Origin of the sequence: Aurantiacibacter sp. MUD61 (assembly GCF_027912455.1) — a bacterium.
Classification (GTDB): domain Bacteria; phylum Pseudomonadota; class Alphaproteobacteria; order Sphingomonadales; family Sphingomonadaceae; genus Alteraurantiacibacter.
In genome coordinates this window covers 88,018-105,501 of sequence record NZ_CP115446.1, presented here as the reverse complement: position 1 = coordinate 105,501, position 17,484 = coordinate 88,018, and the positions used below count along the sequence as shown (strand labels likewise).

17 protein-coding genes are annotated in these 17,484 nt (G+C 61.0%); 11 read left to right on the top strand and 6 right to left on the bottom strand.

The features are described from left to right. The first annotated feature begins 101 nt into the window (after nucleotides 1-101). The gene (locus O2N64_RS00520; protein WP_271078355.1) at nucleotides 102-704 is read left to right on the top strand and encodes a TetR/AcrR family transcriptional regulator; all 603 of its coding nucleotides are present in this window, start codon (nucleotides 102-104) and stop codon (nucleotides 702-704) included. On the opposite strand, the gene ygfZ is transcribed toward O2N64_RS00520, so the two are convergent. After that, nucleotides 701-1,438: a CAF17-like 4Fe-4S cluster assembly/insertion protein YgfZ gene (ygfZ, locus tag O2N64_RS00515; RefSeq protein ID WP_271078354.1), complete on the bottom strand. Its 738-nt coding sequence runs from the start codon at nucleotides 1,436-1,438 to the stop codon at nucleotides 701-703. The genes O2N64_RS00520 and ygfZ overlap by 4 nt on opposite strands. A gap of 38 nt (nucleotides 1,439-1,476) precedes the next feature. Between ygfZ and O2N64_RS00510 the strand changes: the two genes are divergently transcribed. Together O2N64_RS00510 and pyrC are read left to right on the top strand one after the other, a co-directional pair. Then, complete coding sequence (locus O2N64_RS00510; protein ID WP_271078353.1) at nucleotides 1,477-2,301, top strand: patatin-like phospholipase family protein; 825 nt, start codon at nucleotides 1,477-1,479, stop codon at nucleotides 2,299-2,301. Between the two features lie 10 nt (nucleotides 2,302-2,311). Next, a complete protein-coding gene (gene pyrC, locus O2N64_RS00505) occupies nucleotides 2,312-3,349 on the top strand; it encodes a dihydroorotase (protein ID WP_271078352.1) in 1,038 nt (345 codons plus the stop codon). Here the strand turns inward: pyrC and rarD are convergent. The 3 genes from rarD to O2N64_RS00490 all read right to left on the bottom strand — a co-directional run bounded on the left by rarD (nucleotide 3,346) and on the right by O2N64_RS00490 (nucleotide 7,284). Further along, entirely contained in the window at nucleotides 3,346-4,269 is a 924-nt protein-coding gene (gene rarD / locus O2N64_RS00500) for an EamA family transporter RarD (RefSeq protein ID WP_271078351.1), read from the bottom strand. The genes pyrC and rarD overlap by 4 nt on opposite strands. A 60-nt stretch (nucleotides 4,270-4,329) precedes the next feature. Then, nucleotides 4,330-5,730: a succinylglutamate-semialdehyde dehydrogenase gene (gene astD / locus O2N64_RS00495; protein WP_271078350.1), complete on the bottom strand. Its 1,401-nt coding sequence runs from the start codon at nucleotides 5,728-5,730 to the stop codon at nucleotides 4,330-4,332. Nucleotides 5,731-5,877: 147 nt separating this feature from the next. Further along, the gene (locus O2N64_RS00490) at nucleotides 5,878-7,284 is read right to left on the bottom strand and encodes a protein adenylyltransferase SelO family protein (protein WP_271078349.1); all 1,407 of its coding nucleotides are present in this window, start codon (nucleotides 7,282-7,284) and stop codon (nucleotides 5,878-5,880) included. Between the two features lie 63 nt (nucleotides 7,285-7,347). On the opposite strand from O2N64_RS00490, the gene O2N64_RS00485 reads away from it, so the two are divergent. The 5 genes from O2N64_RS00485 to O2N64_RS00465 all read left to right on the top strand — a co-directional run bounded on the left by O2N64_RS00485 (nucleotide 7,348) and on the right by O2N64_RS00465 (nucleotide 13,126). Beyond that, nucleotides 7,348-8,211: an alpha/beta fold hydrolase gene (locus O2N64_RS00485; RefSeq protein WP_271078348.1), complete on the top strand. Its 864-nt coding sequence runs from the start codon at nucleotides 7,348-7,350 to the stop codon at nucleotides 8,209-8,211. Beyond that, the gene (locus O2N64_RS00480; protein WP_271078347.1) at nucleotides 8,208-9,347 is read left to right on the top strand and encodes a glycosyltransferase family 4 protein; all 1,140 of its coding nucleotides are present in this window, start codon (nucleotides 8,208-8,210) and stop codon (nucleotides 9,345-9,347) included. Before O2N64_RS00485 ends, O2N64_RS00480 begins: the two co-directional genes overlap by 4 nt. Nucleotides 9,348-9,474: 127 nt before the next feature. After that, entirely contained in the window at nucleotides 9,475-10,269 is a 795-nt protein-coding gene (locus tag O2N64_RS00475) for a tetratricopeptide repeat protein (protein ID WP_271078346.1), read from the top strand. 16 nt (nucleotides 10,270-10,285) lie between these two features. Further along, nucleotides 10,286-11,647, top strand: coding sequence for an outer membrane protein assembly factor BamB family protein (locus tag O2N64_RS00470; RefSeq protein ID WP_271078345.1), 1,362 nt, complete (start codon nucleotides 10,286-10,288; stop codon nucleotides 11,645-11,647). 96 nt (nucleotides 11,648-11,743) lie between these two features. Then, nucleotides 11,744-13,126 carry a methyltransferase family protein gene (locus O2N64_RS00465; protein WP_271079680.1) on the top strand — a complete coding sequence of 461 codons (1,383 nt, stop codon included), beginning with the start codon at nucleotides 11,744-11,746 and terminating at the stop codon, nucleotides 13,124-13,126. Here the strand turns inward: O2N64_RS00465 and ubiA are convergent, their stop codons facing one another. Then, nucleotides 13,127-14,038 carry a 4-hydroxybenzoate octaprenyltransferase gene (gene ubiA, locus O2N64_RS00460; protein ID WP_271078344.1) on the bottom strand — a complete coding sequence of 304 codons (912 nt, stop codon included), beginning with the start codon at nucleotides 14,036-14,038 and terminating at the stop codon, nucleotides 13,127-13,129. A gap of 98 nt (nucleotides 14,039-14,136) precedes the next feature. Here ubiA and O2N64_RS00455 point away from each other — a divergent pair, with 98 nt between their 5' ends. Together O2N64_RS00455 and O2N64_RS00450 are read left to right on the top strand one after the other, a co-directional pair. Further along, nucleotides 14,137-14,880: a 16S rRNA (uracil(1498)-N(3))-methyltransferase gene (locus O2N64_RS00455; protein WP_271079679.1), complete on the top strand. Its 744-nt coding sequence runs from the start codon at nucleotides 14,137-14,139 to the stop codon at nucleotides 14,878-14,880. An 89-nt stretch (nucleotides 14,881-14,969) separates the two neighbouring features. After that, nucleotides 14,970-16,355 carry a glutamate--cysteine ligase gene (locus O2N64_RS00450; protein WP_271078343.1) on the top strand — a complete coding sequence of 462 codons (1,386 nt, stop codon included), beginning with the start codon at nucleotides 14,970-14,972 and terminating at the stop codon, nucleotides 16,353-16,355. Between the two features lie 3 nt (nucleotides 16,356-16,358). On the opposite strand, the gene O2N64_RS00445 is transcribed toward O2N64_RS00450, so the two are convergent. Continuing rightward, a complete protein-coding gene (locus O2N64_RS00445) occupies nucleotides 16,359-16,748 on the bottom strand; it encodes a VOC family protein (protein WP_271078342.1) in 390 nt (129 codons plus the stop codon). A gap of 146 nt (nucleotides 16,749-16,894) precedes the next feature. Here O2N64_RS00445 and soxR point away from each other — a divergent pair, with 146 nt between their 5' ends. After that, nucleotides 16,895-17,332 carry a redox-sensitive transcriptional activator SoxR gene (soxR, locus tag O2N64_RS00440; RefSeq protein ID WP_271078341.1) on the top strand — a complete coding sequence of 146 codons (438 nt, stop codon included), beginning with the start codon at nucleotides 16,895-16,897 and terminating at the stop codon, nucleotides 17,330-17,332. Nucleotides 17,333-17,484 lie beyond the last annotated feature (152 nt).

The following is a 17,484-nucleotide window of genomic DNA, read 5'->3' as shown; positions in this document are numbered from 1 at the left end:
TTCGGAGTGGTCTGCTTGCCAGTGGGGGAACGCAGTCATAACAATACCTCGGGGCCTTCGCCTTAAGAACTGACACCAATGTTAATAGGCTACTGACACGCATGTCAACAAAGAAACGTCTGAGCCCGGAGGAAAGCCGTGCCGCAGCTCTGGAAGCTGCGCGCGAATTGCTGATCGAAGCAGGCCCGCAGGCGGTCACTTTGAAAGCTGTTGCGACGCGAATCGGGCGCACGCACGCCAATCTGTTGCATCATTTCGGCAGCGCTGCGGGTTTGCAGAAGGAACTGGCCGCTCATCTGGCGCAGACCGTGTGCGATTCGATTGCGGACGCGGTGCGCGCGAGCAGGGCGGGTGTCGGCAGCCCCCGCGAAGTCGTCGATCTGGCGTTTGATGCCTGCAGCAAGGAAGGCGGCGGGCCACTCGCCAGCTGGATGCTCGCATCAGGGAATGAGGACGCGCTCGATCCGATTATTGAGGCAATTCATCGGCTGGTTCACGATCTCGCGCCGGAAGAAGTGCATCCCGGCAATGAGCTGGCCATGCACGAAAATACATTCACGCTCGTATTGCTCGCTCTGGGCGATGCTCTGCTGGGCGAACAGCTCGCCGAATCGCTATCGGTCAAACGCTCGGTCGCGCGTGACAAGGCAGAAGAAATGCTGATTGCCGCTTTCCAGAATACCTATGGGGAAATGGCGGGCTAGGCCTCTTCGCCGCCGCTAAGCTGCATCCATTCGGGCACATGCTCTGTCGGAATATCCTCCACTCGCAGGTGATCGACCGCGAAGCCGAGCGCGGGGTGTTCCGCTTTCCGCCGCTTGTCCTGCGACATGTCCAGCGGCACGACCACCAGGCGGCGATTGATCTTCTGCCGCCAGTTCATCCGTGCAGTGTTCTCCTGGCCGATATAGCAACCCTTGGTGAAGCTGACGCCGTTCAGCTCGGCCGCATTGGTCTCCAGCCAAAGAATATCGCCGAGTTCGGCGAAGCCTTCAGGTACGCCGAGCGAGAGGCGGTGGGCGAGATATGAGTCGCCCACACTCTCGCTTGAGCTGTTTGCCTCGCCAATGCGCCGGAAGCCGAGGCTGGCAAGGCGCGGATCGGGGGCGAAGTCATCCGCCGCTTCGTCCGACCAGAAAACCGCTCGCGATACATCCACTGCGATATCGATCTTGCGGCGCAGACGATAGAGCGAGAGGCGCTTGGCCAGATCCTCCGCCCGATCAGCTTCGCAATCGAGCAGCACGTCGGAGCCATCGCGCCATACGATCATGTCGAACATCGCCTTGCCCTGTGCGGTGAGCAATGCAGCGAAGGTGGGGCCATCGCCCGACACATCATTGGTCAAAAGGCCCTGCAGGAAAGCGACGGCATCCTCGCTGTCATCCTGCGGAGTAACGCGGGCCACCGCGCGGTTCATCAATCGCCCCATTGTCATAGGTGACAGATAGGCGCGCGCGCGCCATAGGCAATGCGATGACACAAGCTTTCGATCAGGTCCTTTTCTCCGGCGGCGGGATTCGCTGTTTCTGGCACGGCGGTTTTCTGTGCGAGGTGGGGAGCTTTGACGATCTGCGGCCCGAGCGCATAACGGGGGTTTCCGGCGGCGTGCTGAGTGCGGCGACGTGGATCGGTGGGCGTGAGCAGGATTTGCTCGATGTCATGAGCGAGGCCTTTGCCCTCAACGATTCCAATCTTGATCGGAACAAGAGCAATTTTACACCGCATCAGGAGATTTATCGCGCCGTGGTGGACGTGACGCTGGACGCTGAAGCGATCGAGCGGATCGCCGATGGTCCGGTGTTCGAGGCGGGTCTCTCCGTGCCTCCGCAGGGGCTGCCGCCGCATCTTGCGGCGGTGTTCTATGGCGCATTCTATCAGCTTGATCAGGCCGTTCGCGGTGTGCCGCATTTGCGCCTGCCGATGATGGCCGGATTGCAGCAGCTGCGGGTCGATGCGCGCGAGGCTGCGCGGCAAGGCAAGCTCGTCGACCTGATTTGCGCCGCCGCGACGATACCGCCGGTTTTCGATGTACCCGTCTGGAATGACTGCCGCGTGCTCGATGGCGGGATGACCGACAAGGTTCTGCTGCCGGAGCAAGACGAAGGCGAAACGCTTGTCCTTCTTACCCGCCAATACCGAAATCTGTCGGAATTGGGCGACCGGACCTACGTCCAGCCGAGCGAAGAGGTTGCCGCCGACAAGATCGACTTCACCGATGCCAGCAAAGTCACCCGCACTTGGGAGCAGGGCGAGCGCGATGGCAAAGCGTGGCTGGCGCAGCAAGAAGCTTCGGGCTAGAGCGCGCCGCATGACGACTTCGCTCACGATCCGCCGCCCCGATGATTGGCATGTCCACTTGCGCGACGGCGCCATGCTGGACGGTGTTGCCGAATACACCGCGCGCCAGTTTGCCCGCGCCATCGTGATGCCCAATTTGACGCCGCCGATCACAACGGTCGAGGCAGCGCGCGCCTATCGCGAACGCATTCTGGCGGCTGTGCCCGAAGGCGTGCAGTTCGAGCCGCTCATGACGTGCTATCTCACCGGCAATCTCGATCCGGAAGAGGTGCGGCGCGGGTTTGCATCGGGCGTATTCACAGCGGCAAAGCTTTATCCGGCTGGCGCGACCACCAATTCGGATAGCGGCGTGACCGATGTCGCAAACATTCGCGGTGTGCTCGAGGTGATGGCGGAAATCGGCATGGTGCTGTGCGTGCACGGCGAAGTGACTCACGCCGACATCGATATTTTCGACCGCGAGGCTGTGTTTATCGAGCGTGTGCTACGCCCGTTGCTCGACGATCTGCCCGATCTGAAAGTCGTGTTCGAGCACATCACTACCGCCGATGCCGTGCGCTTCGTCGAAGAATCCGGTCCCAATGTCGCGGCCACGATCACGCCGCAACATTTGCACATCAATCGCAACGCCATGCTGGTCGGCGGCATTCGTCCGCACGCCTATTGCCTGCCCGTCGCCAAGCGCGAGCAGCACCGGCTCGCGCTGCGCAAGGCCGCGACGAGCGGCAATCCGAAATTCTTCCTCGGCACCGACAGCGCGCCCCATGCGCGCGAAGCGAAGGAAAGCGCCTGCGGTTGTGCGGGAATTTTCAACGCGCCTTTCGCGCTCGAAAGCTACCTTGCTGTGTTCGAAGCCGAAGATGCGCTCGACCAGTTCGAAGGCTTTGCCAGCCTGCATGGGCCCGCATTCTATGGCCTGCCGCTCAATCAGGAGAGCGTGACGCTGGAAAAGGTCGAGTGCGTGGTGCCTGATACAATCGCCGCGGCGGACACCGATCTGGTGCCGTTCCATGCAGGGGAAACACTCGGCTGGCGTTTTGCAGGCTAAGCTGCCGCCGCCGCTGCCCGAGCGGCGCGGGACTTCGCCCAGATATCCCAGCTAAATAGCGCCACCGCGCCCCATATCGCCAGAAAAGCGGCGAGCTGCGCGGCCTGCAATTCCTCGTGAAAAACCGTCAGGCCGAGAATGAAAACGAGCGTCGGCGCGATGAATTGCATGAAGCCGATGAGCGTGTAGGGCAGGGCGCGCGCGGCGCTGGCGAACAGAAGCAGCGGGATCGCCGTCATCAAACCGCCGGCCATGATCGCAAGCGTTTCCACAGTGTCTCGGGCAAACGCCGTTCCGCCACCGAAGAATTGCACATATCCGAGGTAGCCGAGCACCAGTGGCAGCAGGATAATCGCTTCTAGGGTCAATCCAACGAGCGGCCCGGCAGCAACGGTTTTGCGCAGCAAACCATACACGCCGAATGACATCGCAAGCGTCAGGCTCAGCCACAGCGTCGTCAGCGCCCCCGTCGCCAGTGCGCCAACGCCAAGCGCGGCCAAGGCCACCGCCGCCCATTGGCGCATCGACAATTTCTCGCCGAGGAACACCACCCCAAGCAACATCATGTTGAGCGGCAGGATGTAGTAGCCAAGGCTGGCGGCGTAGACGAAATTATTCTGGATCGCCCAGATGTAGCCCAGCCAGTTTATCGCGATCATCGCCGAACTGCCCAGCAAGGTTAGCATCGTGCGCCGATCGCTTAGGCACTCGCGCAAATGGTCGCCGCGACCGCGATACCAGACGAAAAACAGGCAAATGGGCAGAGTGAAGAATGTCCGCCATGCGACGAATTCCACTGCGGGGACCTCTGCCACCAAGATGAGGTAGATGGGCATGAAGCCCCAGAACATGTGGGCGAGAAAGGCGAAGAATACCGCCTGACCACGCGTCGCCGTGTTCTGATCTGCCGTTATGCTCACGCCCGGCGCGCTAGCTGCTTGGCTGGGCTGCGGCAAGCACGCGCGCATTTGAGCGCAAGATTATCCGCCTTTGAAACCCACGCCGACACTGGCGCGCGGCTGTTCCATTTCTGTGCTGGTGACCGGATAGGCGCAGTAATCGGCAGCATAGAAAGCAGCGGGGCGATGGTTGCCCGAAAAGCCGATCCCGCCAAAGGGTGCAGCCGAGGATGCGCCATTCGTCGGCCGGTTCCAGTTGACGATGCCCGCACGAACATTCGCCCAGAAGCGATTGTACTGCTGCGGATTGCCGCCGACGAGAGAGGCCGAGAGGCCAAAGCGCGTATTGTTCGCCTCTGCAATGGCAGCATCGAAACTGTCCACGCGGATCACCTGCAATAGCGGACCGAACAATTCGACATCGGGCCGGTCTTTCATGTCAGTAGTGTCGATGATCGCCGGGGTGACGAAGGGCTTATCGTCCTGAAGGCGGCGCATGTGCTTGATTGCCTTGCCGCCGTGGGACAGCAGGTAGACGAAGCTTTCGGTCAGCTGGTCGGCCGTCGCATTGTCGATCACCGGGCCCATGAACGGCGCAGGCTCGTCGAACGGACCGCCCACGATGATGCGATCGGTCAGTGCCTTCACCTCAGCTATGGCTTCATCGTAGAGTTCTGATTTCACAATCAACCGGCGCGCTGCGGTGCAGCGTTGCCCGGCGGTGGTGAAGGCGGATTGGATGATAAGCGCCGCCGCATCGCTCATTTTGGGCGTGTCCCACAGCACGATGGGATTGTTGCCGCCCATTTCCAGCGCCAGGATCTTGCCCGGATCGGTTGCCAGTTTCTTGTTGATTGCAATGCCGACCTGGGCAGAGCCGGTGAACAGCACGCCGTTCACATCGCGGTGCGCGACAATGGCTTTGCCTTCATCCGGACCGCCGATCAGCAGCTGGACAACGCCCTCCGCGATGCCGGAGCGGTTGAACAATTCCACCAGCTTAGCGCCGACTGCCGGGGTTTTCTCCGATGGTTTCATGATCACGCAATTGCCCGCGATCAGCGCCGGAACCATATGGCCGTTGGGCAGGTGCGCGGGAAAGTTATACGGGCCAAGCACCGCCATCACACCATGCGGCTTGTGACGCAGAGCAGCGGTGCCTTGCAGCGCGCTGTCCAGCTTTCGCTGGCCGGTCCGTTCAGCATAAGCGCTAACCGAAATATCGACCTTGGCGATCACCGCCTCGACTTCGGTGCGGGCTTCCCACAGCGGCTTGCCCGTCTCGCGCGCGATCAGTTCCGAAAGCTCATCGTGATCCGCGCGGACTTCATTCACAAAGCGGCGCATCAGCTCGATGCGATTGGCGAGCGGCTGGGCGGCCCACTGTGGCCAGGCCTTGCGCGCGTTGGCGACGAGCTGGTCCACATTGCCATGTTCGCCGCGCCACAATTCGGCGCCGGTTGCCGGTTCGAATGAAATCAATTCCTGGGTCGCGGGCAAATCAGGTAACTCTCTTATTTGTGTTTGCTTGGCCTCTAACCGCTCGGCGGGAAACGCGCAAAGGGGATAATCAAATGTAAACTCGGCCGGCATTTGTGAAAGCATTTTGACAGCCTGATATACGCGAATTTACAGGTCGACTTTGTGGCCTGCCGGTGGGGGCGGCTCGCCCAGCGCTTCACCCATCCGGCGAACGGCTGTGAACTTGTTGCGCAAGGGTTGCCAATCGTCGCGCTCGGCTATCGCATCCCAGATGGTTTCGACCTCGTCGATGAGCATGCTTTGCTCAATGCCATCAGACCAATAGGCGTGATTGCTCTCCACTGCACTCGCGCCCTCCAGCATCGTCGCCAGCGCACCGCTGGCGTCGCGGCCGCCGCGGTGGCGATAGAAGAATGCGTCGGGCCCGATCTTCTCCTCGCGCATCGTCACTTCCGCCGCTTCGATCAGCGCGGCATCTTCTTCGGCAGAGCGGCGCTGTACACCAAGCCGCCAGCAGAACCGCCGCATCATCGCCTCGGCATAGAGCGGGCCGAATCGTTCGAGGGCAGCAATCAGAGCGTCGCTTTCGGCGAGCGGGCGCAGGGCGATGGCGAGCTGGTGCAAATTCCAGCGGATGGCTTCGGGCTGGCGGCCAAAAGCGTAGAGGCCCGTTTGGTCGAAATAGGCAGCGGTGAATTCAGGCTGCCACGCGGGCAGCCAGCGCCAAGGGCCATAGTCGAAACTCTCGCCTGTAATGTTCATATTATCGGTATTCAGAACGCCGTGGACGAAACCAGCGACCATATAGCTCGCCGCCAGATCGGCGAGCCGCTCGGTCAGCTGGTGGAGCAGTATGACGGCAGGCTCATCGCGACCCGGCGCATCCGCAGGCGGCAGGGGGCCGGGGAAGGCATCGAGGCAGTAGTCCACCAGCTGTGCGAGTGCCGCGTGCTCCTCCAGCACCATCAGGCGCTGGAAACTGCCGATGCGGATATGCCCGTGGCTCAGCCGCACCATCACCGCTGAGCGGGTGGGGGATGGCTCATCATTGCGCCACAATTCCTCGCCTGTCTCAATGACGGAGAACGTTTTGGAGGTGTAGACGCCGAGCGCCTCCAGCATTTCGGTCGCGAGGATTTCTCGCACCGCTCCTTTCAGCGTCAGCCGCCCATCGGCTGTGCGGCTGTAGGGCGTGGTGCCGCTACCCTTGGTCCCGCAATCGAGCATGCGGCCTTCGCCATCGCGCATTTGCGCAAACAGGAAGCCGCGGCCATCGCCTATTTCGGGATTGTAATTGCGGAACTGGTGGCCGTGATATCTTAGCGCGAGCGGCTTCGGCAGGTTGTCCGGCAGCGGCTCAAATCGCCCGAAATGATCCACCCAGTCGTCATCGGAGAGGCTTTCCAGCCCCACCGCTGCGTCCCAGCGCCTGTTGCGAAAGCGCAATTGATGCGCGGGAAACTCCGCCGCATTCACCGGATCGGCCAGAAATGACGCGATTTCGGTGATTTTTGTGTCGGGTGTGTACGGGGCAGGTTGCGGTTCAGCTCGCATGTTTGCATTAGTGGCGCTCCGCAGGCTCCGCCGCAAGGTGGACGTGTATACAGGGGAAGCGTTTTGGCAGCACCGGCCTATGAAGATGGCACATGGCAAAGCGCCGATGGGCTGACCTTGCATTACCGCGATTATGCCGGGCGCGATGATCGCCCACCGATCCTGTGCCTTCCCGGTCTCACCCGCAATGCTCGCGATTTCGAGCCTGTCGCCGATGCCTTTGCCGGGGAATGGCGGGTCATCTGCGCGGAACTGCGTGGGCGCGGCGAGAGCGATTATGCGAAGGATTCGGGCAGCTACAATCCGCTGCAATATGCGCAGGATATTGATGCTCTGTTCGAGCAGGCGAGCCTCGATAAAGTCGTCGCTATCGGCACTTCGCTTGGCGGGATCATCACTATGCTGATGGCTGGGCAGGACGCGAGCCGCTTTGCCGGGGTGGTGCTCAACGATATCGGCCCGATTATCGAGCCTGCGGGTCTTGACCGGATCAAACATTACGTCGGCCAAGGGCGCAGCTATCCCACCTGGATGCACGCTGCGCGCGCCATCAAGGAAACCAATGGCGTCGCCTTTCCCGAATACGACACGCAGCAATGGCTCGCTTTCACCAAGCGTGTGATGTGCCTGAGCGGCAATGGCCGCATCACTTTCGATTACGACATGCACATCGCCGATCCGTTCGACGATCAGCCGGAAGGCGTAGATTTCGACATGTGGCCGATGCTCAAATCGCTCGCTGGAAGGCCAGTGCTGGCCTTGCGGGGAGAACTGTCGGACCTGCTGTCAGCAGACACGCTGAGGCGGATGGAGCGCGAGTTACCCGATCTGGAAGCTGTCACCGTGCCGCGCGTCGGCCATGCGCCCACGCTCGAAGAACCTGTGGCGCAGCAGGCGATCGCCACATTGCTGGGTAAAGTCGCATGAGCCGCAAAGTGCCCAAGATCCTGCACCTGCATTCGACTTTCGATCCCGGCGGCAAGGAATTGCGCAGCGTCCGCCTGATCAACGCGTGGGGCAAGGATGTCGATCATGCCATCGTCTCGGGCGATCTCGACAAACGCGGCGCGGCGCATCTGATCGGGAAGAAGCCCCGGATCAACTGGCCGAAATTCCCCTCGCTGCGCGGCAAACCGACTCCGGGGCGCCTGAAAAACCTGGCGCAGGCTATGGCTGGGTATGACCTCATCTGTACCTATAATTGGGGCGCGATCGATGCGGTGATGGCGCATACGGTGTTTGCCGATGGCTTTAATCTGCCGCCGTTGGTGCATCATGAGGATGGCTTCAACGAGGATGAGGTACACCGGCTGAAGCGGCGGCGCAATTGGTATCGCCGGATCGCGCTTGGGCGCACGGCAGCGCTGGTGGTGCCCTCTGCGAAGCTGGAGGATATCGCGCTCAATATCTGGGATCAGCCGCGCACGCGGGTTCGCCGCATACCCAATGGCATCGATACCCGCGCGTTTGCGGCCCCTGCCAAGCGAGACCTGCTGCCCGGCCTGATCAAGCGCAAGGATGAATTCTGGCTCGGCACGCTGGCGGGCCTGCGCGCTGTCAAACAGCTCGATGTGCTGGTGCGCGCCATGAAGAGCCTGCCGACCGAATGGCAATTGGTCATCGCGGGTGAGGGGCCGGAACGCGAAGCACTGCTGGCCGAGGCTGAACGCTTGGGGCTGGAAGACCGAGTGCACTTGCCCGGCTTTGTAAACGAGCCGCAGAAGCTGATTGGCCTGTTCGATATGTTCGCCCTGTCGAGCCAGTCCGAGCAATTCCCGATCTCTGTGGTCGAGGCGATGTCCGCCGGCCTGCCGATCGTCGCGCCGCGCGTCGGCGATATCGGCAGCATGGTCGCTAGCGAAAACGGCCCTGCTCTGGTGGATGCAGGCGATGAGGAGGCGCTGGCCAATTCCCTCGCGCGCCTTGCGACCAACCCGGAAGAACGCAAGCGCATCGGCAAGGCCAATCGTGACAAGACACGTGCCGAATTTGACGAAAATCGCATGATCGACCGATACCGCGCGCTCTATTGGGGCCTTATGGAAAAGTATCCCAAGGCCTGATCGGGCGGATCCCCGCTTCAGCCGCGGTTCACCGCAGCGGGGACAGCCTTGCATCTTCGATTGAAAAGCGCCGCCCATCCGCTAGGGAGGGGCGCAACATTCTCAATCCGCATGATAGACAAGACACGTGGCACGCAAACCGACTGAAACCAATCTCCCCGCGACCAGCAAACCGGCCGAACGCAAGGACGCAGAGCAGGAAATGCTCATGCGCGAAGTGGACGAGGCTGTACGCCAAGACGAAGTCACCAATTTCGCGAAGAAATATGGTTGGCCGCTGGGCATTGTTTTCGGCGTGGGGTTGGCGATTTTTGCGGGTGTGCTGATCTGGCAGGGGCAATCCGAAGGCTCGCTGGAAGAGCAGTCCGAACAGATCGTTCTGGCGATCGATGAGCTTGAGGCGGGCAATGTCGAGATCGCCGATGGCGACTTGCGCGAACTTTCCGAAGGCAGTGATGGCGCCGCTGCATTGGCGGCCATGCTGCGCGCAGGGATCGCGATCCAGCAGGACCGCACCGAAGATGCCGTCGCTCTGTTCGACCGTGTGGCGAACAATTCCGATCTGCCTTCAGAAATGCGCGATCTTGCCGCGATCCGGTCCGTTACGCTGCAGTTTGACGATATGGACCCGCAGGAAGTAATTACCCGCATCGGCCCGATCGCTCAGCCAGACAATACCTATTACGGCAGCGCTGGCGAGCTCGTCGCGCATGCCTATCTGGCGCTCGACCAGCGTGACCAGGCCGGTCCGCTGTTGATTGCCATTTCTCAGGACGAAGATGTGCCCTCGTCGATACGAGGCCGCACCCGCCAGCTGGCCGGATATCTTGGCTTCGATGCCATCGAAGATGTCGATGAAGCGCTGGCGGAAATTACCGGTCGAGACGCGCCAGAGGCTGGCGATGTCGAACTGGTCGAATAAGGATTACACGAAGCCGATGAGCACCTCTGCAATGCGCACCAAAGCCAAATTTATTCCCACTGCAATCGCTATGTTCAGCGCGCTTGCCCTGACGGGTTGTGAAACGCTGGGTCTTGGCGGTGGTGACGATCCGGACGAGACGCCAACGCTTGGTAACCGCCAGCCGATCCTGTCGCGCATCGCGACCGAAATCGTCGCCGATCCTGCGCTGGCCAATGTCGCTGTGGTGGTCCCACCTGCGCAGACCAACGAAAGCTGGCCGCAGGCAGGCGGTAACGCTGCAAAAGTGGCTGGTCATGTGACCCTGTCCACCTCGCCCAGCCAGATCTGGACTGCGCAGATTTCGGGCACCACCAACACCCGCCGTCTTGCCTCCGCACCGATCGTTGCCGACGGCATGGTCTTCGCTGTCGATACAGGCGCAGTGGTCTATGCTTTCGATGCCAATACCGGTGCCCAGCGCTGGCAGCACCGCATCCGCGTGTCGGGTGATCTGGAAGATGCGACATTCGGTGGCGGCGCGGCGTACAATGGCGGGCGCATCTATGCGACCAACGGCGTTGGCGACGTGGTGGCTCTGAATGCTGCGACGGGAGAGCAGATCTGGCGCGTGAAGCCCTCAGGCCCGCTGCGCGGCGCGCCGACGGTGGCGTTCAACAATGTCTTCGTGATGACGCAAGACAACCAGATTTTCGCGCTGTCGACCGAAGATGGCGAAGTAAGCTGGCAGCAGGCCGCCGCCACCGGCCAGTCGGGCGTGTTCGGCGTTGCTGCTCCTGCCGCGGGGCAGGGCACGGTGATCGCCGGTTTCTCCTCGGGTGAGCTGGTTGCCTATCGCTATGAGAATGGCCGTGAGCTGTGGTCTGACGCGCTCGCCCGTACCTCGATTTCCACGCAGGTCGGCACGCTGACCGATGTCGATGCCGATCCGATCATCGATCAGGGCCGCGTTTACGCGCTCGGCCAAGGTGGCCGCATGGCAGCTTACGAGCTGCTGACTGGCCAGCGCATCTGGGAATTGACGCTCGCGGGTATTTCCGCACCGACCATCGTTGGCGAGTGGGTGTTCACCCTGACCGATGACGCGCGCATTCTTGCGATTCAGCGCAATACTGGCCGCATCCGCTGGATGACGCAGCTCGAGCAGTGGCGCGATCCCGAAGACCGTGAAGGTCCGATTTTCTGGACGGGCCCGGTTCTCGCCGATGGACGCCTGTGGATCGCTAGCTCGCGTGGCTACATCAAATCGGTCGATGCGATGACGGGCACTGTCGCGGACTACACGCAGCTTGACGATGGCGTCTCGCTGCCGCCCGTAATCGCCAATAGCACCATGTATATCCTCGACGATAGCGGGCGGATCACCGCCTTCCGCTAAGCGCGGTTAACGCCTTTGCCGGGCGCCGTCTCGGAGCGGGACAGCGGCATTTGACGTTACGCGGCCTTTAACCCTTCTGGGGTAATCGGCTGCGTGATGAATGCGCATACATCCGACATGGTGCCCGGACCCGTACGGGACGCCCCGCAGCCTCCGGCAAGCGATGTCTCCGGCTGGGTGGGCTTTGTTGGCCTGATCACGCTGCTCAGCTACATTCTGTTTGCGCGCAGTTTTCCCGAAATTTCAGCGGCTTTAGGATATCCGAACGACCTCGGCCGGTTGTCGGGGCCATACTCGGCACTGCTGGCGATGGTGCTCACAGGCGGCGCGATGGCTGCATGGTCGGTCTTTGTCGAGAAAGTGCACCGCAATCCCTCAACCGGCATTGATTGGGACAATCGCCGCGCGGTGAGCGATGTCGTGGACATTTCGATCACCAAACTCGCCGGCCTCTGGGCGACGTGGTTCATCATCGCCGGGCTCTATTGTCTCGGGCGCTGGTATTGGGAAGGCAATTACCTTTTCGCCATGAATGTGCTGGGCGCGGCGATCATCCCGCTGGTGGTGCTGAGCGTGCCCTATGTAATCTGGATCGACCGGGTGATGACCAATCCGCGCGATTCCTCATGGCATTTCGGTGCGATGCTGATCGGCAAGGAAGCCTATGATTTCGAGCAGGTAAAGAAGCATTGGCGTGCCTGGATCATCAAGGGCTTCTTCACCGCTTTCATGATCTCCATCCTGCCCATCGGCTTCGCCACAGTGGTCGATACGCAGACTGCGGAAATCCTGAACAATCCCGTGCTGCTGGGCGTTTTCCTGTTCGAGATCCTGTTCGTCATCGACGTGCAGATCGGCACGGTAGGCTATCTGCTCACCATGCGTCCGCTCGATGCGCATATTCGCAGCGGCAACCCCTTCCTTGCGGGCTGGATCGCGGCGCTGGCCTGCTACCCGCCGCTCGCGTGGGGCGTTCTCGGCAATATCATCAATTATGAAGTAAACACGGCGGATTGGGCCTATTGGCTCGCCGATTACCCGGCGCTGTTGTGGCTATGGGCGGGATGGCTCGTCTTCCTGACCGGTATCTATGCCTGGGCAACGGTCGCTTTCGGCATTCGCTTTTCCAACCTGACCTATCGCGGTGTGCTGACCAACGGCCCCTATCGCTTCACACGTCACCCTGCCTATGTGTCAAAGAACCTGTTTTGGTGGTGCGCGACCATGCCCTTCCTCGTCACCAGCGAGTCGCTGACCGATGCGATCCGCAACACGGCTTTCATCATGGCGGTGAGCGGCATTTATTACTGGCGCGCGCGTACCGAGGAGGCGCATCTTCTGGCGGAAGACCCGAAATATCGCGAATATTACGACTGGATGCAGGAGCACGGCGTTATCACCTCGCGCCTCGCCAAGCTGCTGCATTGGGCCAACCCTCGCAAAGGACAGGGCCGCATGGAGCCGCAACCCGCAGAGTGACTACGCTCCGGCATTCCCCACGATGAAGCACGCCGCCGCCATCAGCGCCCCGGCAAACCTATTTGAACGGAAACGATCGAGCGGATTGTCCGCGCCGCTCGTTTCCAGCGTCGCAACTTGCCAGAACAGGTGCAGCGCCATCGGGATGAGCGCGAGCAGCGCGATCCAGTCGGACCGCAGCAGCCAGAAGGCAAGCGCCCACAGGCCAAGCGCGGCGATATAGAAGGCGGCAACGCCTGATTTCACTCGCCCGCCCATGCGCAGGGCAGAGCTTTTGATGCCAACCAGCGCGTCATCCTCACGGTCCTGCAGCGCGTAGATAGTGTCATAACCGATGGTCCAGCAGGCCGCGCCCGCATAGAGTGCGAACATCACGGCGAGATTGTCATCGCGCAGTGCCATCCAGCCCACCAGCGCGCCCCAATTGAAGACCAGCCCCAGCCACGCCTGCGGCCACCATGTGATCCGCTTCATGAAGGGGTAGGCGGCGACCATGACAAGGCTGCCAAGCGCCACCAGCTGCGCCTCCAGCCGGAGCTGCAGCAGGACGAGAAGCCCGATGAGGCACAGGCTGATGAGCCACACCCAGGCCGCCCGTTTGCTCACGCGACCACTGGCGATAGGGCGCAGCGCAGTGCGCTCGACCTGCCTGTCGAGATCGGCATCGACGATATCGTTATACACGCAGCCCGCCGCGCGCATCGCAATCGCGCCGAGCAGGAGCCATGCGAGCAGCTGCCATTGCAGCCCGGCACCCGTCAGCCAAACGCCCCATACGCAGGGCCAGAACAGCAGCCACCAGCCGATCGGCCGGTCGAACCGCCCCAGCAGAGCATAGTCGCGAAACGGCTGTGGCAGGCGCTCGGCAAGCGATTTGTGCTGGCTGTCCGGGGTGATCGTTTCTGAACTCATGGCTCCCCTTACCACGCCGTCATCCTAGCGAAAGCTGGGATCTCGTTCGGTCAGATCCCAGCTTTCGCTAGGATGACGAAATGGTTATGGCCCTAGCCATGCCCGCAACCCCCGCCTGGCCCCCGCGATCTGCACCGCGCCTATTCGTTGAAAGCGAACTTGCCGAAGGGCAGCTGATCACCATCGATGGCCAGCCCGCGCACTATCTCTCCCGCGTGATGCGTGTTTCCGAAGGCAATGCGGTGATTCTGTGCGATGATAAAACGGGCGAGTGGGCCTGCCGCGTGGTCGAAGCTGGCAAACGCCATGTAAACGTCGAAACTGTCGAACGATTGCGTGAACGCGAACAGGTGCCCGACCTCTGGCTCTGCCCTGCGCTGTTGAAGAAGGATCGCTTCGACACTGTGCTGGAGAAGGCGACCGAGCTTGGCGTGCGCGAAATCCGGCCAGTTATCACGCGGCGCTGTGTGGCCGACAAGCTCAACGCTGACCGTGCCCACATGATCGTCACCGAAGCGGCAGAGCAATGCGCTCGCACGGCGTTGCCTGGCCTTACTGCTCCGGAGAAGCTCGATACCTTTCTGCGCGACTTTCCCGCCGGTCGCGCGCTGTTTTTCGCCGATGAGTTGGGCGGATCGCCAACTGCAAAAGCCTTCGCCGCCCATGGCGCACCCGCAGCTATCCTTATCGGACCAGAAGGCGGCTTCGATGATGCCGAGCGTGAAGCTATTCGCGCGCACCCTCAAGCGAAACCGATCACGCTCGGTCCGCGAATATTGCGAGGGGAAACCGCCGCCATCGCCGCCGTTTCCCAATGGATGGGCGCGTCAGGAGATTGGTGAAAGCGTGCTTGCCGGTGGGGTAAGCAAATAATTTCGTGGCCAATCAGGACCTATCGGCTAAGGCGCGGATCGAGTGAAAAGGAGAGCTGATGAGCACACGGCAGGCATCCGGCGGCGACGAACCGCGCATCGAACACCGTGACCAATTGGCAGCGCCGATGCAGGCGGGCGAAAAGCCCGCTTCGGCGTGGCGCATCGGCACCGAACACGAAAAGCTCGTCTACAAGACCACCGATCACCGGGCGCCGAGCTATGATGAGGCTGGCGGTATCCGCGATATCCTCATGTCGATGCGCCAGTTCGGCTGGGAGCCGGTGGAAGAGGCGGGGCCGAGCGGCAAGGTCGATGTCATTGCCATGTCGGGAGAGGACGGCACGATCAGCCTCGAGCCTGCTGGCCAGCTGGAATTGTCCGGCGCTCCGCTGGAAACATTGCATCAGACCTGCGCGGAAACCGGCCGCCATCTGACTCAGGTGAAGTCTATTGGCGAAGACTGCAACGTCGGCTTCCTCGGGCTCGGCATGTGGCCGGACAAGGCTCGTGAAGACCTGCCCGTCATGCCCAAGCAGCGCTACGAGATCATGATGCGCCACATGCCGCGCGTCGGATCGCTTGGCCTCGACATGATGCTGCGCACCTGTACCATTCAGGTTAATCTGGACTATAGTTCAGAGGCGGATATGGTGAAAAAGTTCCGCACCGGTCTTGCGCTCCAGCCACTGGCCACCGCCCTTTTCGCCAATTCGCCATTCACCGAGGGCAAGCCCAACGGCTTTCTTTCCTATCGCAGCCATATCTGGAGCGACACCGATCCGCATCGCACCGGCATGCTGCCATTCGTGTTCGAAGATGGCTTTGGATACGAACGCTATGTCGACTATATGCTCGATGTGCCGATGTATTTTGTCTATCGCGATGGCAAATATCATGACGCCGCAGGCCTCAGTTTCCGCGATTTCATGAAAGGCGAATTGTCTATCCTGCCGGGTGAGCTGCCGACTGAAAGCGACTGGTGGGATCACCTCTCGACCGCCTTCCCAGAAGTGCGGCTGAAAAGTTTCCTCGAAATGCGCGGCGCAGATGGTGGACCGTGGAATCGCATCTGCGCTTTGCCTGCCCTGTGGGTCGGCCTGCTTTATGACGAGACCGCGCTCGATGCGGCGTGGGATTTGGTCAAGGACTGGTCGATGGAAGAGCGCGAGGCGCTTCGCAATGCCGTTCCGGCAAAGGCGCTGGACGCTTCCATCCCCGGCGGCGGCAAATTGCGCGATCTGGCGAGCGAAGTGCTCGACATCGCCCATGCCGGCCTTGCCGCACGCGGGAGGCTCAACTCCATGGGCGACAACGAAACCGGCTTCCTCAATCCCCTGCGGCAGATCGTCGATAGCGGTAAAGTCCCCGCCCAGGTCCTGCTCGACAAATACCATGGCGAGTGGGGCAGGGACATTTCGCGGATCTATGAAGAGAGCTTCTGAGCCCTACTCATAGCAGACCACTTCGAACTCGATCCCGTCCCAGTCGAAGAAGTAAAAGCTGCGCGGGCCGGGTTCGTATTTGCCATGGCTGAAGGTTTCGAGGCCGTGCCGTTTCACCGCATCTTCGGCAGCGGTCAGGTCAGGCACTTGCAGCCCCACATGATTCATCGGCTTGCCCTTTTCCTGACCGGAGTAGTCGCCACCGTCGGCCCATAGTGCGAGGTAGCTCTCGTCCGATCCGACATGCGCAAATTCACCCCGTATGCCGTGTTGGGCACGGATGCGAGTGTGCCAGTCCATCAGGTCTTCGAACAGCGCTATCGACCGATCGAGATCGCTGACGGTGAGGTTCACATGCTCGATGCACGATGCGGTTCTAGTGGTAGTATTCATCGCAAGTCCTTTTCTTAAATATCTGTATTTGCACCGATCCGTACGGGTCCACATAGGGTTGCGCGAATCGTGACTTGCACACTCATGCAACCTCAAGCTAAGTTGAGGTCAAGCTTTTGTAGACAAAATTCTGTTAGGGCAGGGGAATGCAGGCAAACTTCGTCACCATCGGCCAGCTGGCAAGGCGCACGGGAGTCGCCGTATCGGCGCTGCGATTTTATGAAGAGAAGGGCCTGCTCGATCCGATCCGCACCAGCGGCAACCAGCGCCGCTTCCTGCGTGGCGATATCCGACGGGTCAGCTTCATCCTGATCGCGCAAAAGCTTGGGTTAGGCCTCGCGGAGATCGAGGAACAGCTCGCCAGCCTTCCGCAGGGCCGCAATCCGACGCTCGCCGACTGGCAACGCATTAGCCGCCAGATGCGCGTAGAAATCGATGAGAAGATCAAGCTTCTCAACCGCACTCGTAACCAGCTCGATCAATGCATCGGCTGCGGATGTTTGTCGCTCACCAAGTGCCAGCTCTACAACAAGGATGACAAGCTGGGGTTGAAAGGGCCGGGGCCGCGGGCTGTGTTGGATTAGGCATCCTCGTAATGCTGAACCTGTTTCAGCATCCACAGCTGCACTGCGGACCGCATGTCATCAGCGTTCACTAGCGTCACTTGGAGAGAAAATGAGCAAGCGGTTGTTTCTTAGCTTGGTGGAAATCGCGTTGCTCTTCACAGCGCTCTTTC

What these genes read in the sequence shown, in the direction of transcription:
- O2N64_RS00520 (WP_271078355.1), top strand. Translation starts at nt 102, where the DNA reads ATGTCAACAAAGAAACGTCTGAGCCCGGAGGAAAGCCGTGCCGCAGCT.
- ygfZ (WP_271078354.1), bottom strand. Translation starts at nt 1,438, where the DNA reads ATGACAATGGGGCGATTGATGAACCGCGCGGTGGCCCGCGTTACTCCG.
- O2N64_RS00510 (WP_271078353.1), top strand. Translation starts at nt 1,477, where the DNA reads ATGACACAAGCTTTCGATCAGGTCCTTTTCTCCGGCGGCGGGATTCGC.
- pyrC (WP_271078352.1), top strand. Translation starts at nt 2,312, where the DNA reads ATGACGACTTCGCTCACGATCCGCCGCCCCGATGATTGGCATGTCCAC.
- O2N64_RS00490 (WP_271078349.1), bottom strand. Translation starts at nt 7,284, where the DNA reads ATGCGAGCTGAACCGCAACCTGCCCCGTACACACCCGACACAAAAATC.
- O2N64_RS00480 (WP_271078347.1), top strand. Translation starts at nt 8,208, where the DNA reads ATGAGCCGCAAAGTGCCCAAGATCCTGCACCTGCATTCGACTTTCGAT.
- O2N64_RS00470 (WP_271078345.1), top strand. Translation starts at nt 10,286, where the DNA reads ATGAGCACCTCTGCAATGCGCACCAAAGCCAAATTTATTCCCACTGCA.
- O2N64_RS00465 (WP_271079680.1), top strand. Translation starts at nt 11,744, where the DNA reads ATGAATGCGCATACATCCGACATGGTGCCCGGACCCGTACGGGACGCC.
- ubiA (WP_271078344.1), bottom strand. Translation starts at nt 14,038, where the DNA reads ATGAGTTCAGAAACGATCACCCCGGACAGCCAGCACAAATCGCTTGCC.
- O2N64_RS00455 (WP_271079679.1), top strand. Translation starts at nt 14,137, where the DNA reads ATGCCCGCAACCCCCGCCTGGCCCCCGCGATCTGCACCGCGCCTATTC.
- O2N64_RS00450 (WP_271078343.1), top strand. Translation starts at nt 14,970, where the DNA reads ATGAGCACACGGCAGGCATCCGGCGGCGACGAACCGCGCATCGAACAC.
- O2N64_RS00445 (WP_271078342.1), bottom strand. Translation starts at nt 16,748, where the DNA reads ATGAATACTACCACTAGAACCGCATCGTGCATCGAGCATGTGAACCTC.
- soxR (WP_271078341.1), top strand. Translation starts at nt 16,895, where the DNA reads ATGCAGGCAAACTTCGTCACCATCGGCCAGCTGGCAAGGCGCACGGGA.